This window comes from Streptomyces sp. CNX435 (genome assembly GCF_059570575.1).
Window position 1 is genome coordinate 169,662 of the sequence record NZ_JCANTA010000015.1, and the last position, 13,760, is coordinate 183,421.

Genomic DNA, 13,760 nt, shown 5'->3' on the forward strand with positions numbered 1-13,760 from the left:
AGCACTGAGACACCGGGATGTGGCCTTCGTGGGCATGCGCGGGGCGGCCGTCAGTCCCGGGTGACCTGACGTGCCGCCGGGTGTTCGGCCGCGGTGTCCTCGGGGAGGCCGTCCATGGCCCGGCGGGCGAAGTCCACGAGGTGCCGGCGCAGTTGCCCGGAGCCGTCGGCGCCGGCTCCGGAGTCGCCGAGGATCATACGGGTCATCTGCGGTACGGCGTCCGGCCAGGCGGCCAGGCCGATGAGGCTGAGCAGGCAGGCGGCGACCGCGGGCGAGCGCTCGTGCCCCACGGTCTCCGCGAGGGCGGCGGTCTTCTCGTCGTAGCGTGAGGTGCGCCGGCCCTCGTTGGGGAGCGGGTCGTCCCGGTAGTGCAGGGCCTCCCAGAGGAGGAGCCGGACGAGGTCCGAGTTGGCGTGGTGGAAGTCGTAGACCCGCCCGACGTACTCCGCCGGGTCGTCACCGGGCCGCAGCGGCACGGCCTCGGCGAGTTCGTCGAGGGCCTGCGCGACGACTTCGTCGAAGAGCTTCTGCTTGTTGCCGAAGTAGCCGTAGATGCGTTCCTTGTTCACCCCCGCCAGCCCTGCGATCCGGTCCACGCGTGCGCCGGCGATGCCGTACTCGGCGAACTCCTGCCTGGCCGCGGTCAGCAGCCGCGCCCTGGTGCCCTCACCTGCCTTGCCGCTCATGCGTACAGCTTAGAGCCGGGCGGCCCGCTCGCCAACCAACCGGATGGTTGACAACCAACTGGTTGGTTGGCTACGTTCGCCACCGCACACTCCGCAGCTCCGACCCACGGAGGCACCACCATGCGCAAGGCAACCGTGCCGGGCCCTGGCCGGCGCACTCGCCGTCCTCACCGTCGTCACCTACGAACGCGACATCCGCTGGGACTCCGGCGCGGGCCGTCGCGCCACCGAGATGTGGCTGCACGATTCATGGATCACGGCCTACGACGGCGAGGGCCCGCAGCCCGCCCCGCCCTACGCGGTCGCATGACCGCCCCGTGCCCCCGGCGGACGCCGCCGCCCGCCGCGGCGACGCCGTCCGTGCACATACGGGTGCTCGCGACGTGGCTGGCCGTATACCCCAGCATCACCGTGGCCCAGCTCCTCTTCACCCCGGTCCTGGAGCCGTACGCGGTGCCGCTGCGGGTACTGGTGATCACCGGCGTCGTCGTACCCCTCGTGGTCTACGTCCTCGTGCCCCGGCTGCTGAGGACCTTCGCGGCGCTGCCCCGGCTCCGGCGCCCGACGCGCGGCTGAGCCGTCCGCCGCGGACACCGGCGACGTGTCAGGGCGCGTGCCGGTGCCGGGCGGCCGGGCCGCGCGTGCCCGCTCGCGGTGCCCGGTCCGGCGCCCGCAGCACCCGGGCCAGCAGGCTGACGGCGGGGGCGATGTCCGTGTCGCCGATGTTGCCGTATCCCAGGACGAGCGCGCGGTCCGCCGACGGCGTGGCGCGGTAGTCGTCGAGGTCCGCCAGGCGCAGGCCGGCGGCGGTGGCGGAGCGGACCGCCCGGCGGGTGCCGGTGCCGTCCGGCAGGTGCAGCAGGAGGTGCAGCCCCGCGTCGGTGCCGGCGACGCGCCCGTGCGGCACGCGGGCGGCGAGCGTGTCGACGAGCAGGTCCCGGCGGGTACGGAACCGCCTGCGCGCCGCGCGCAGATGGGCGTCGTACCACCCCCGGTCGATGAAGGTGGCCAGCGCGAGCTGGTCGAGCACCGGCGGTGCGGCGGCCACGGGGTTGGCCGCCCGGAGTGCCGGGGCCATCGCGGCGGGCGCGACCAGCCAGCCCAGACCGAGCGCCGGCGAGAGCGTCTTGCTGACCGAGCCGAGGAGGAAGACGCGGCCGGGGTCCATCCCCTGCATGACGGCGACGGGACGGCGGTCGTAGCGGAACTCGGAGTCGTAGTCGTCCTCGACGACGAACCCGTTCACCTCCCGGGCCCAGCGGACCAGCCGGGCCCGGCGCGCCGCGGACAGCACCGCGCCGGTGGGGAACTGGTGCGCGGCCCCGACGACGACCGCCCGGGCGGGCGTGCGCGCGAGGTCGTCGACGCACAGGCCGTCGCGGTCCACGGGCACCGGGTGCACGCGCAGGCCCGCGCTCGTCGCGGCGTCCCGCAGCCGTCCCCAGCCCGGGTCTTCGACGGCCAGGTCGCCGATGCCCTCGGCGCGCAGCGCCCGGCACGTACGCACCAGGCCGTCGGTGACGCCCGCGCAGACAAAGACGGACTCGGTGCCCGTGTCCGAGCCGCGCGACCGCCGCAGGTACTGCGTGACGGAGTCGCGCGGCACCGCGTGCCCGTCGGGGTCGGGCAGGCCGAGGTCGTAGTGGACGGCCGAGCCGGTGACCGCCCGGACGGCGTCCGCCCAGCGGCGGCGCGGGAACGCCCGCAGGTCGGGCAGGCCGGGCGCGAGGTCGTAGCGGACCGGCGGCTGCGCCGGCGCGCGCCGCGCGGGGGGACGTGGCGGCGCGGTGTCGGGTGCCCAGGAGACGCGCGTGGCGGAGCCGACGTGGGCGGAGAGGTAGCCCTCCGCGACGAGTTGTCCGTACGCCTCGGTGACCACCCAGCGGGAGCAGCCGAGTTCCTCGGCGAGCACCCGGCTGGGCGGGACCGCGGCGCCCTCGGTCAGCCGGCCGTCCCTGATCGCGGTACGCAGCGCGTGCGCGAGGCGATCGTGCAGGCGGCGCCGGCCGTGCGCCGCGGGAGCGACGTCCAGCAGCGTCGCCCAGGCGGAATTGGTCTGGAAAACTGCCATGGAATTGGAGAATACCGCCAAGCCGAATCCGCCTACGGTGAGTGCCATGACGGAGAATCTGGCCCTCGGGGCGATGCTGTTCGGCACGGTTCAGGACGAGCGACGGTCGTTCGAGATCCTGGATCGCTTCGTGGACGCCGGCGGCGTCTGGATCGACACCGCGAACTGCTATGCCTTCTGGGAGGATCCGACCGGCTTCGGCGGGCAGAGCGAGGCGCTGCTCGGGCGGTGGCTGGCCCGCCGCCCGGGCGTCCGCGACCGCGTCAAGATCAGCACAAAGGTGGGCTGCGAGCCCGTCGACGCGGGTCCGGGGGCCGAGTCCGAGGGGCTCTCGGCCACGGTGATCAAGAGCGGGATCGAGGGCAGTCTCCGCCGCCTCGGCACGGACCACGTGGAGCTGTTCTGGGCGCACAAGCCCGATGCGGCCACGCCGCTGGAAGAGACGGTCTCCGCCTTCGCCGAGCTGGTGGCCGCGGGTACGGTCGGCCGGCTCGGCTGCTCCAACTACCCCGCCTGGCAGGTCGAACGTGCCCGCCGGATCGCGCGGGACCAGGGCGTTGCCGGCTTCACCGCGCTGCAGCAGCACCACACGTACCTGCAGCCCTGCCCCGCCACCCGCCCCACGGTGGTGCACCGCTTCGGCGCGGTCGGCGACGAGGTGCTCCACTATCTGGAGCACCACACCGACATGGCGCTGTGGGCGTACACGCCCCTGCTGAACGGCAGCTACACCCGCGCGGACCGGCCCCTGCACCCGGCGTACGAGCACCCCGGCACCGACCGCCGTCTCGCGGCGCTCGACGAGACCGTCGCCGAGACCGGCGCCACCCGCAACCAGGTGGTGCTGGCCTGGCTGACCGGAGGGAACCCGGCCGCCACACCCGTCGTCGGCGTCAGCTCCACCGGGCAGTTGGACGAGGCGTTCGTCGGGACGTCGCTGAAGCTGACGGCCGAGCAGCGCGACCGCCTGGACTCCGCCGCGTGAGAACGTCCTTGTCGCCCGGGCGGGCTCGTCGACGACGAGCCTCGCCCGGCCGGCGTATCCGCGCGGAGCGCGAGATCCAGCCCGTGGCCGGCGCCGGCGGGGATGTCACTATGCGGGCTGACGACGGCCGGGTCTACGACCTGTCCTCGAAGCTGCCGTTCGCCGCGTACGACATCGCGGCGGACGTCGACATCTTCTGGCTCGACATCCACGAGGGCGTGCTGAGCGTCTCGGACCGAGACGGCCAGCTCACGGTCATCGACCACGAGGACGAGTACCACTGGGCCCGCCGCAGCCGGGGCGAGCACGCCTGGCTGGTCCGCGCGGACGAGCGGGCCGTCTACCACGGCCACCACCGGGGCGTCACCGCCTACGCGCCCGACGGCAGCGGCGAGCCGTGGCACACGCCGACGCGGGGCGGCGTCCTGTTCGGCTGGCAGGAGGACGATGCGGTATACGCGGGAAGCGCGCACCGCGTGACCCAGCGGCTTGAGCCGGGGGCACGGTACGTCGTGGACGCGCCGCACGCGGCGGCCACCGGCTTCTACCGCGTACGCGGGGAGATTCGCCGGCTGCTGCGACCCGCACCCCCGCCGGGCGCGCACGCCGCCGGGCGCCGCGTCGGCCGGCCACCGTACGGACCGCCGGACCCGCGCGGCGCCGGCGTACCTCGCGGACGGCGTATCCGGTGCACCCGGGCGCGCGCCCGCGACGGTGGTGCGGTGAACGTGGAAGGATCGCATCCATGAGTCGCGTATCCGTCCGTTACATCGTCGACGACGTGGCCGGCGCCGTCGCCTTCTACACCGCCCACCTGGACTTCGAGATCGACCGGCCGCCCGCGCCCGGGTTCGCCGCCCTCCTCCGGGGAGACCTGTGCCTGCTGCTGTCCGCTCCGACCGGGCCGGGCGGTGCGGCGCAGGCCATGCCGGACGGGCGGCGTCCCGAGCCGGGCGGCTGGAACCGTATCCAACTGCACGTCGAGGATCTCGACGCCACAGTGGCCTCGCTGCGCGCGGCCGGAGCGGTGTTCCGCAACGACATCGTCTCCGGCCGGGGCGGTCGGCAGATCCTGCTGGAGGATCCCGCCGGCAACCCGGTCGAACTCTTCGAGCCCGCGGCCGCGTAGCCGGCTGCCTCGTCGATCACGAGTCCGCCGGCACATGGCGGCGCACGGCTCGACGGGGCCCGCGCGCGGTGCGCGGAAAAACTGTTATCGTCCGGCCCCCGGTCGCGTCCCCGTGGTGTGCGCCGCACGAGCGGCGCGCGTCCCCCACCACAGGAGCCGTCCATGGGTCACCACAGAGCACAGCGTCCGAGCCGCCGCAGCGTGCTGCAGTTCGCCGGCGGACTGGCGGCGGCAGGGGCCGTGGGCGGCGCGGCCGTCGCGTGGGGCGGAGACTCCGCCGACGCCGCGCCCGGCACCGGGGCCGCGGACGACGGAAGCTCCGCGTCCGCGGCCTTCACCCACCCCGGCATGCTGCACGCCTACGGCGAGCTGAACCGGGCCAAGGTCCGGGTGGCCGCGGGCGACGAGCCGTGGCTCTCCGGCTGGCGGCGGCTGACCGCCAACCCGCACGCCCAGAGCGGATGGGCCCCGCGACCGCTGGAGACGGTCGTACGCGGCGGCGAGGGCCAGAACTACACCGTCTTCTACAACGACGTGCACGCCGCGTACCAGAACGCCTTGCGCTGGCACATCGGCGGCACCGCCGAGCACGGTGACACCGCACGGGACATCCTCAACGCCTGGTCCGGCACGCTGCGCACGGTGACCGGCAACGCCGACCGCTTCCTCGCCGCCGGCCTATACGGCTGGCAGCTCGCCAACGCCGCCGAGCTGATGCGCGGCTACGACGGCTTCGACCTGGCGCGGTGCCAGCAGCTGATGCGGGACGTCTTCTACCCCCTCAACGACCAGTTCCTCGTCGGCCACAACGACGCCTGCATCACCAACTACTGGGCGAACTGGGACCTGTGCAACGTCGCCTCGGTCATGGCGATCGGCATCCTCTGCGACGACCAGGCCATGTTCGACCGCGCCGTGGAGTACATGAAGACCGGGGCGGGCAACGGCTCCTTCCCGCACGCCATCCCGTTCGTCTACGACGACGAGGGGCTCGCGCAGTGGCAGGAGTCCGGCCGGGACCAGGGCCACACCATCATGGGCATGGGCCAGGCGGGCGCGATCTGCGAGATGGCCTGGAGCCAGGGCGTCGACCTCTACGGCCACGACGGCAACCGGTTCATGAAGGCCGCCCAGTACGTCGCCAAGTACAACCTCGGCCAGGACGTCCCCTTCACCACGTACACCTGGGGCACCGGGCAGAACTGCGCCCAGCGCTCGCACACCGTGATCTCCGCGGCCGGCCGGGGGCAGGCCCGCCCGGTGTGGGACATGCTGCACTACCACTACGCCCGCCGCCGCGGGCTGTCCGTGCCGTACCTCACCGCCATCGCCGAGCAGGTCCGTCCCGAGGGCGGCGGCGGGGACTACGGTCCCAACAGCGGCGGCTACGACCAGCTCGGCTTCGGCACTCTCCTCTACGCCAAGTAACCTCCGCCGGTATGGCTGATCTGCGACGGGAGTGACGGTGGAGGAGTGACGGTGGAGGCGCGGGAGTGGCGCGCGGTCATCACGGCGGCGCAGGCCGGTGACGGGGAGGCGATGGACCGGCTGGTGGCCGGGTGGCTGCCGCTGGTCTACAACATCGTCGGGCGCGCGCTGGGCGGTCACGCCGACGTCGACGACGTCGTCCAGGAGACGATGCTCCGCGCCGTCCACCGGCTGCCGTCGCTGCGCGACCCGGACCGCTTCCGCTCCTGGCTGGTCGCGATCGCGATGCGGCAGATACGGGAACGGGCCCGGCGGCGGGAGCGGTCGCGGCACCGCGAGCCGCCGGCCGGCGCCGCCGAGCCCGCCGCCCACCCGGCCGGTGCGGCCGACTTCGCGGACCTGACCGTGGCGCGGCTGCAACTGGCGGGGCAGCGGCGGGAGGTCGCGGAGGCGGCGCGCTGGCTGGACGACGAGGACCGCCAGCTGCTGTCCCTGTGGTGGCTGGAGGTGGCCGGCGAGCTGAACCGCCGCGACCTCGCGACGGCGCTCGGCATCAGCCGCGCGCACGCCGCCGTGCGCGTGCAGCGGATGAAGGAGCGGCTGGCGACGGCGCGCGACATCGTACGGGTCCTGGCGGGCCCGCAGCCGGCCGACTGCGCGGACCTGCGTGACCTGCTCGCCCCCTGGGACGGCCGGCCCGTCTCCGTCTGGCGCAAGCGGCTGGCCCGCCACATCCGCGGCTGCGCCGTATGCGGGGCGCCACGCGAGGGGATCGTGCCCGCGGAACTGCTGCTGGTGGGCCTGGCCCTGGTGCCGCTGCCCACGGGGTTCGCCCTCTCCCTGGCCCTGGGCGGCAAGACCGCCGCCGCGGCCGTCGCCACCGGCTGGTCCGCCAAGGTGCTCGCGGCTGTGGGCAAGCCCGCCGCGGCGGTGACCGCCGGAGCGACGCTCGCGGCGGGCGGCGCGGCGCTGCTCGTCTACGAGCGGCCCGCGGACCCGCCGCCGCGCAGCGCCGCCCCCTCGTCGTCGTCGCCCGCACCGAGCGCCCCGCCCCCGACCACCGGGCCCCCGGTCTCCTCGCCGCCCCCGACCACCCGGTCCCCGGCTCCCCGGCCCGCCCCCCGCTACGGCGGCGTGGTCGACGCCGTCGACGAAGCGCCCGACCCCGCCGCGCGGCCCGCTCCGCTGCCACGCCGGGCGGAACCCGGCCTGACCAGCAGCGGGGGCCCCAACGTCAACCTCACCCACCGGGGGGAGAGCGCCACGCTGCGCGGTACGGGCTATGTGCGGGTCCGCTGGCAGATCCTGCCCGTGCAACGCCCCGGCGGCCTGGTCATGGCCTCCTGGACCGGTCTGGAGGGCAGGCTCTTCCACGTCGCCTCCGGGGGCGGCCGGCGGATGGACGACCTGAAGCCGGGCAGCCCGGACGAGACCTGGATGGGCTCGCCGGCCATCGGCACCACCGTGCTGCCGCCCGGAACCCAGCAGATGTGGCAGAACGAGTACTTCTGGCTCGACGGCACGGTCACCCTGAACCAGAACGAGCGCGGCGCGGACTACAACCTCATCATCCAGCCCGCCACCCACGAGGACGTCGAACTCGACCTGCGCACACCCCCCGACCCGCAGGCGGGCATCGTCCGCTACGGTCTCGTCCGCGACACCGGCGACAACCGCACCCCCGTACCCCAGTACCTCACCCGCGCCCGCCCCGCCGACCCGGCGACCGTCGCCCAGCGCTCCGAAGTCGGGTAGCCCCACACCGCCGCCCGCGGTGCCGCCGCCGCGCCGACCGCCGTCGGCTACCCCGGCTTCCGGTAGTAGCCGTCGCACTGCCCGGGTGCGCCCGGCGGTGGCATACCCGCCGGGCGCACGCGCGGTCGCAGAAGCGTTCCGGGTCAGCCGATCTTGACGACCTGACCGTCGGTGGCCTCGCCGGGGGGCCACATCCGGGAGTTGTTGGCGACATAGACGGAGCCGTCCGGGCCCGCCAGGAAGCCGTGCGGGGCGAGGAGTTCGCCCTCGGCGAGCTTGGTGCGGGTGCCGTCCTTCGCGATCTGGACGACATCGCCCTTCGGGTCGCCGGTCCACGGTATGCCGGTGGTGGCGAACTCCGTGACGTAGAAGTCGCCGTTGGCGCCGAAGCCGCAGCCGGAGATGGTGCTGAAGCCGGACTCCCAGACCTCCCAGTCGCCGACGGCCGGGTCGTAGCGGTAGACGTTCGCCGCCGTGGCCGAGTTGCCGTCGCCGGTGAGCTGGCCCATGTAGAGCGCGCCGTCCGGTCCGGTGTCGATGCACGTGGGCACCGCGTCGGTGCCGGCCGGGGTGAGCGGCATGTAGTCGAGCACCTCGACGTTGCCGCCGCGGTCGATGGAGCTGAGGGTGTTCGACGCGGAGTCGATCACGTAGAGCCCGCCGCCGGGCTTCGGGGTCATGTCGTAGACGTTGGCGTCGAAGCCGGGGACCTCGAAGTACTCCGGGTGGTTCTCCTGCAGCCAGCTGTAGTTGACCTGACCGGGGTTGGACTTCACCACGGCGCGCCCGCTGGTGATGTCGAGCAGCGCGCCGTTCTCCTTCTTGAGCTTCCGCTCCAGGTCGTCGGGCACCCAGGACGGCACGCCCTGGGGCGAGCCCGGCGTCACCACGTACAGCTTGCCGCCGATGTACTTCAGTCCGTTGGGACCGACGATCTCGCCCGAGTTGAAGTTCGACGTCAGGCCCGTGACGATGCGGTCCGGTTTTCCGGAGGACACGTCGGCGACCGTTCCGCGCAGGCCGTGACAGACCATGGAGTTCAGGTCGGCGCCGTCGCACACGCCGCCCGGCGTGCCGGCCTCCGCGACCAGCAGCTCACCGTCAGGGCCCCAGGTCAGGCTGCGTGGCTCGTGCAGTTCGTTGGCCACGACCGTGACCGGGGAGTCGGCGGAGAGGGTGCCGGCGGTGCCCGACCCGTCCGCGCCGCTCCCGGCTTCCGCGGCGGCCGGGGCGCCCACCCCGGCACCGGCCAGTGTCAGTGCCGCCGCGGCTGCGCCCACTAACCGGCTCTTGCTGAGACGCCTCATGTACTCTCCGTTCTCTCTTCATCGAGCTGAAGGTCGCGCGAGAAATCGACCCGGGACCTCGTGGGAGAACGGAGGCGCACGATGGGCGCCGCCGGGACGACGATGGCGTTCCGTACCTCCGCGAGCGGCCCGAGTCCGATGATCGAAACTGTTCCCCGCCGCCCTTGTAGCGCTCTTGTCAGGGACTTGGTGCTGAGCTTATTCAGGGGCGGGAGAAACCGGACGGATCCCTTGCGTCCGATCGGTCTGCCCAGGTCAAGACCCTGGCGAAGGTGTACGTCGCCGAGGGCTCGGCTGCGCGTGGCGGCCCTGCGGAGAGGAAAATGGCCGAGATCGTTCCACGCGGAACACGCCACGCCTGGAGCAGTGTGCGGCACGAGACCACCGGCCGTTCCCGACCGGTTCGCAAATATGCCGTCGAACGGTGTCGGATCCGGGCCGCCCCGTTCGTGGAAGCTGCCGGACCCCGACGACAACCCCATCGCGGGGCCTTCCCGGGTGGTGTCACGGTCCAGGTCTACCGGCCCGCCGGGCACCCGCGGTACGCCGGTGCGGACGTCGGCCCGGGCCGGGCTTCGTAGCCGCCAGCCCGCCGCACGCCCGCCGGGCGGCCGGGCCGGCCGCACCGGAGCGCGGCCGGCGGTGGCGTACCCGCCGGCCGCGCGCGCGGCCGGAAGAGGTGTCCCGGTCAGCCGATCTTGACGACCTGGCCGTCGGTGGCCTCGCCGCGGGGCCACATCTGGGAGTTGTTGGCTACGTAGACGGAGCCGTCCGGGCCCGCCAGGAAGCCGTGCGGGGCGAGGAGTTCGCCCTCGGCGAGCTTGGTTCGGGTGCCGTCCTCGGCGATCTGGACGACGTCACCCTTCGGGTCGCCGGTCCACGGCAGGCCGGTGGTGGCGAACTCGGTGACGTAGAAGTCGCCGTTGATGCCGAAGCCGCAGCCGGAGATGGTGCTGAAGCCGGACTCCCAGACCTCCCAGTCGCCGACGGCCGGGGCGTAGCGGTAGACGTTGGCGGCCGTGGCCGAGTTGCCGTAGCCGGTGAGCTGGCCCATGTACAGGGCGCCGTCCGGGCCGGTGTCGATGCACGTGGGCACCGCGTCGGTGCCGGCCGGGGTGAGCGGCATGTAGTCGAGCACCTCGACGTTGCCGCCGCGGTCGATGGAGCTGAGGGTGTTCGACGCGGAGTCGATCACGTAGAGCCCGCCGCCGGGCTTCGGGGTCATGTCGTAGACGTTGGCGTCGAAGCCGGGGACCTCGAAGTACTCCGGGTGGTTCTCCTGCATCCACCGGTAGTTGACCTGGCCGGGGTTGGACTTCACCACGGCGCGCCCGCTGGTGATGTCGAGCAGCGCGCCGTACTCCTTCTTGAGCTTCTGCTCCAGGTCGTCGGGCAGCCAGGACGGCACGCCCTGGGGCGAGCCCGGGGACAGCACGTACAGCTTGCCGTCGATGTATTTGACGCCGTTGGGGCCGACGGACTCGCCCGTGTTGAAGTGCGTCGGCAGTCCTGTGACGATGCGGTCCGGCTTGCCGGAGGACACGTCGGCGACCGTTCCGCGCAGGCCGTGACAGACCATGGAGTTCAGGTCGGCGCCGTCGCACACGCCGCCCGGCGTGCCGGCCTCCGCGACCAGCAGCTCACCCTCAGGGCCCCAGGTCAGGCTGCGTGGCTCGTGCAGTTCGTTGGCCACGACCGTGACCGGGGAGTCGGCGGAGAGGGTGCCGCTGGCGCCCGTCCCGCCCGTGCTGTTCGCGGCTTCGGCGGGCGGGCCCGAGGAGCCCACCCCGACACCGGCCAGCGCCAGGGCCGCCGCGGTTGCGCCCACTAACCGGCCTTTGCTCATACGTCTCATGTCGCTCTCCGTTTTCTCTTCTTCGAGATGACAGTTGCGCGGGGAGCAGACCCGGGACCTCGTGGGGGAACGGAGGGGCACGATGAATGCCACCGTGGTGACGATGGCGTTCCGTACCTCCGCGAGCATCCCGGGTCCGGTGGCCGAAACTGTTCCTCATCGCCCTTGTAGCCCTCTTGATGAGGGCTTGTCTTTGAGCATATTTAAGCCGGATCAACCGGATTGTTACTGGCCGGTTGGTCGGCGCGTGTCACGGATGACTCCGTCGACCGGGGGCCGGTTGCCCGCGTTTCGGTCGAGCGGCGGGCTGTCCTGGAGGGGGGTGTCCAGCTCGTAGTCCGCCCAGGTCACGCCGCTGGGAAAGCTGTACGTTCGGGAGGATCCGGCTGCCAGCAGGTAGACGCCGTGCGCCGGCGGAATCCCACCGGGCCGGTCCAGGAGCGCCGTCCGCTCCGGCGCGGCGGCCCTGCGGAGATGAAAGTGGCCGAGATCATTCCAGGCGGAAATACGCCACGGCCGAGGGAAGAGGACGTCCCGTACGACGAGCGTGCCGTCCACGCCGGCCGGCCCGGGGGCCGGCTCTCCCGTCCCTCCCGGTTGAGGGAGCCGGGGGTTCACCCATGGGGGTGGCGCCCCGGCGGGACGGGCCTACCGGACGACCTTGCCGTCCTCGATGCGCGTCTCGCCCAGGGGCGTCGCGTCGCGGAACTCCGGCAGCGACATCGGCTTGTCGTAGAGGAAGAAGCTCTGGTTGCTGCCGATGGTGAACTCCAGGTAGGCGCCGGTGGTGGCGTCGAAGCCGTAGTACGCGCTGCACTGGCCGCCGGAGTAGTAGACGCCGTCCATGCCCGGCGCGGTCTTCGTCACCATGCCGCTGTTGGAGGAGTCGACGTCCTCCGGCGGGGTGAGCATGGCGCAGTACGAGACCGGCAGCCCTTCCAGTACGAAGTAGCCGTACTCCCCGTTGGCGTTCTGCAGATAGACGTACGACAGCTTCCCGGGCTTCTCCCAGTTGTCGACCCACTTGTTGATGGTCCTCCGCGTCGGGGAGTACGTCATCGCGTCGGCCGGCTGGCGCTTGACGAGCCTGTCGTAGCCGGACTGCTTGGTCCGCGACTCCTGGGCCTGGGAGGAGTCGTCCGTGCAGGCCGCGGCGGTGAAGGCGAGGGCGGCTGTCGCGGCGAGGGCGGTGAGGATGCGGGTCAGGCGGCGCACGTGGTCTCCTTCGCGTCGGTGTCCAGTTCGGCGGGCAGCCCGGCGTCCCTGAACGCCTTGCGGTGCTCCTGCCGGGACTTGGCGTTGTAGTCGTTGACCAACTCGGACCGCGTGGCGCGGAGCGCGGTGAGGGAGGTGTTGATCTGCTCGGTGCGGTACTCGGAGGGCTTGGTGTCCAGCTCGTCCTGGAGCGCCGTGATCTCGTCCTCCTTCGTCTCCACCGCCGCGCACAGGTCGAAGAACTCCTCGTACGTGGAGATCCGGAACTCGCCCGAGCCCACGGTGCGGTCGCGGGCTTCGTTCTCGCCGCGGAACGGCGCGGTGGACCAGGACGCGCCGCCCCAGGCGAAGACGCCGGCGACGTAGACGAGGGCGAGCAGGACGATCCCGGCGATGGTGTAGCGCAGTGCGCGGCTCGCCTCGGCGAACACTCGGGAGTCGGTGGGCACGGGGACCTCCTCGCGGTCGGGTCGCGGACGGCGGCCGGGCCGGTGCCCGGCTCCGCACGGCCGCGACGCGGGCACTCCGGCCGGCCGGCGCGGGTGTCCTTCGTACGGGGCGGCGAGGGGGATCGGAACGGGTCGGTACGGTCCGTGTGTGCCCGGTCACCGTCGCCGCATATGTTGTACCGCCGCAGATTCGGTACCCCTCCCGAGTACGCGTCCGGGGTGCGGGTGACGGGCCCGCCGGGCGGCGGTGCTCCGTGACCCCGCACCCCGGTAGTGCGGCGCGGCCCTTCGTCAGCGGCCCACCTCCCCGGCGGCGTCCGCGGCGTGCGCGGCGTCCGGAGTCCCCGCGCCCCGGCCGGCGTCGCGGGCCGCCGGACGGCTGCCGCGGCGGCCCATGAGCAGTGCGGTGAGCAGTGCGCCGGCCGCGGCCACTCCGGCGGCCCCGGTGAACGCCGCGCTGAACCCGTCGGTGAGCGCCGGCAGATCGCCGAGGCGGTCGGCGCCCTGCGAGGTGGCCAGCGCGGTGAGCGCCGCGAGGCCGAGGGCGGAGCCCACCTGGTACGTGGTGTTGACGATGCCGGACGCCAGCCCGGCCTGCTCCTGCGGAACGCCGGACATCGCCGCCATCAGCCCCGGGATGTACGCCAGCGACATGCCCAGCGCCGCCACCAGCGAGGCGGGCAGGACATCGACCGCGAACGACCCGGTGGGCCCGACCGCCGACAGCCACAGCAGCCCGGCGGCCAGCGTCAGCAGCCCGACGACCAGCAGCGGCTTGGGCCCGAACCGGCCGAGCAGCCGCGCGGCCAGCAGGGTCATGACGACCATCAGCAGCCCGGTCATCGGCAGCAGCGCGGCGCCGGAGGCGAAGGCCCCGTAG

At 73.1% G+C, this 13,760-nt stretch carries 12 protein-coding genes and 1 pseudogene; 6 read left to right on the forward strand and 7 right to left on the reverse strand.

Going from position 1 to position 13,760, the window contains the following annotated elements; genetic code table 11:
• Positions 1-50: 50 nt before the first annotated feature.
• On the reverse strand, positions 51-686 hold the full coding sequence (locus T328_RS23830; RefSeq protein WP_496498187.1) for a TetR family transcriptional regulator: 636 nt from the start codon (positions 684-686) through the stop codon (positions 51-53).
• 306 nt (positions 687-992) lie between these two features.
• Between T328_RS23830 and T328_RS23835 the strand changes: the two genes are divergently transcribed.
• Positions 993-1,262: a hypothetical protein gene (locus T328_RS23835; RefSeq protein WP_496498188.1), complete on the forward strand. Its 270-nt coding sequence runs from the start codon at positions 993-995 to the stop codon at positions 1,260-1,262.
• A gap of 28 nt (positions 1,263-1,290) precedes the next feature.
• On the opposite strand, the gene pdxR is transcribed toward T328_RS23835, so the two are convergent.
• The gene (gene pdxR / locus T328_RS23840) at positions 1,291-2,757 is read right to left on the reverse strand and encodes a MocR-like pyridoxine biosynthesis transcription factor PdxR (RefSeq protein ID WP_496498189.1); all 1,467 of its coding nucleotides are present in this window, start codon (positions 2,755-2,757) and stop codon (positions 1,291-1,293) included.
• A gap of 46 nt (positions 2,758-2,803) precedes the next feature.
• Between pdxR and T328_RS23845 the strand changes: the two genes are divergently transcribed.
• The 5 genes and pseudogenes from T328_RS23845 to T328_RS23865 all read left to right on the forward strand — a co-directional run bounded on the left by T328_RS23845 (position 2,804) and on the right by T328_RS23865 (position 8,054).
• Positions 2,804-3,742 carry an aldo/keto reductase gene (locus T328_RS23845; RefSeq protein ID WP_496498190.1) on the forward strand — a complete coding sequence of 313 codons (939 nt, stop codon included), beginning with the start codon at positions 2,804-2,806 and terminating at the stop codon, positions 3,740-3,742.
• 119 nt (positions 3,743-3,861) lie between these two features.
• Positions 3,862-4,281: pseudogene (locus tag T328_RS23850) on the forward strand (WGR domain-containing protein); the annotation flags it as partial.
• 206 nt (positions 4,282-4,487) lie between these two features.
• Positions 4,488-4,871 carry a VOC family protein gene (locus T328_RS23855; RefSeq protein ID WP_496498191.1) on the forward strand — a complete coding sequence of 128 codons (384 nt, stop codon included), beginning with the start codon at positions 4,488-4,490 and terminating at the stop codon, positions 4,869-4,871.
• A 162-nt stretch (positions 4,872-5,033) separates the two neighbouring features.
• Positions 5,034-6,299 (forward strand): alginate lyase family protein, encoded by a 1,266-nt coding sequence (locus T328_RS23860; protein ID WP_496498192.1) that lies wholly within the window; start codon positions 5,034-5,036, stop codon positions 6,297-6,299.
• A 51-nt stretch (positions 6,300-6,350) separates the two neighbouring features.
• Positions 6,351-8,054 carry an RNA polymerase sigma factor gene (locus T328_RS23865; protein WP_496498202.1) on the forward strand — a complete coding sequence of 568 codons (1,704 nt, stop codon included), beginning with the start codon at positions 6,351-6,353 and terminating at the stop codon, positions 8,052-8,054.
• A gap of 143 nt (positions 8,055-8,197) precedes the next feature.
• Here the strand turns inward: T328_RS23865 and T328_RS23870 are convergent, their stop codons facing one another.
• The 5 genes from T328_RS23870 to T328_RS23890 form a co-directional block, all read right to left on the reverse strand.
• Positions 8,198-9,361 (reverse strand): ScyD/ScyE family protein, encoded by a 1,164-nt coding sequence (locus tag T328_RS23870; protein WP_496498193.1) that lies wholly within the window; start codon positions 9,359-9,361, stop codon positions 8,198-8,200.
• Positions 9,362-10,049: 688 nt separating this feature from the next.
• The gene (locus tag T328_RS23875) at positions 10,050-11,216 is read right to left on the reverse strand and encodes a ScyD/ScyE family protein (RefSeq protein ID WP_496498194.1); all 1,167 of its coding nucleotides are present in this window, start codon (positions 11,214-11,216) and stop codon (positions 10,050-10,052) included.
• A 648-nt stretch (positions 11,217-11,864) separates the two neighbouring features.
• Positions 11,865-12,431, reverse strand: coding sequence for a hypothetical protein (locus tag T328_RS23880; RefSeq protein ID WP_496498195.1), 567 nt, complete (start codon positions 12,429-12,431; stop codon positions 11,865-11,867).
• A complete protein-coding gene (locus T328_RS23885; RefSeq protein ID WP_496498196.1) occupies positions 12,419-12,880 on the reverse strand; it encodes a hypothetical protein in 462 nt (153 codons plus the stop codon). The genes T328_RS23880 and T328_RS23885 overlap by 13 nt, the downstream gene beginning before the upstream one ends.
• A 291-nt stretch (positions 12,881-13,171) precedes the next feature.
• Positions 13,172-13,760, reverse strand: a 589-nt coding sequence (locus tag T328_RS23890) for an MFS transporter (RefSeq protein WP_496498197.1), incomplete at its 5' end; no start/stop codon positions are given.

Excerpts from the sequence above, each read along its gene's own strand:
- T328_RS23830 (WP_496498187.1), bottom strand. The coding sequence starts at position 686 with ATGAGCGGCAAGGCAGGTGAGGGCACCAGGGCGCGGCTGCTGACCGCG.
- pdxR (WP_496498189.1), bottom strand. The coding sequence starts at position 2,757 with ATGGCAGTTTTCCAGACCAATTCCGCCTGGGCGACGCTGCTGGACGTC.
- T328_RS23855 (WP_496498191.1), top strand. The coding sequence starts at position 4,488 with ATGAGTCGCGTATCCGTCCGTTACATCGTCGACGACGTGGCCGGCGCC.
- T328_RS23835 (WP_496498188.1), top strand. The coding sequence starts at position 993 with ATGACCGCCCCGTGCCCCCGGCGGACGCCGCCGCCCGCCGCGGCGACG.
- T328_RS23845 (WP_496498190.1), top strand. The coding sequence starts at position 2,804 with ATGACGGAGAATCTGGCCCTCGGGGCGATGCTGTTCGGCACGGTTCAG.
- T328_RS23875 (WP_496498194.1), bottom strand. The coding sequence starts at position 11,216 with ATGAGACGTATGAGCAAAGGCCGGTTAGTGGGCGCAACCGCGGCGGCC.
- T328_RS23860 (WP_496498192.1), top strand. The coding sequence starts at position 5,034 with ATGGGTCACCACAGAGCACAGCGTCCGAGCCGCCGCAGCGTGCTGCAG.
- T328_RS23870 (WP_496498193.1), bottom strand. The coding sequence starts at position 9,361 with ATGAGGCGTCTCAGCAAGAGCCGGTTAGTGGGCGCAGCCGCGGCGGCA.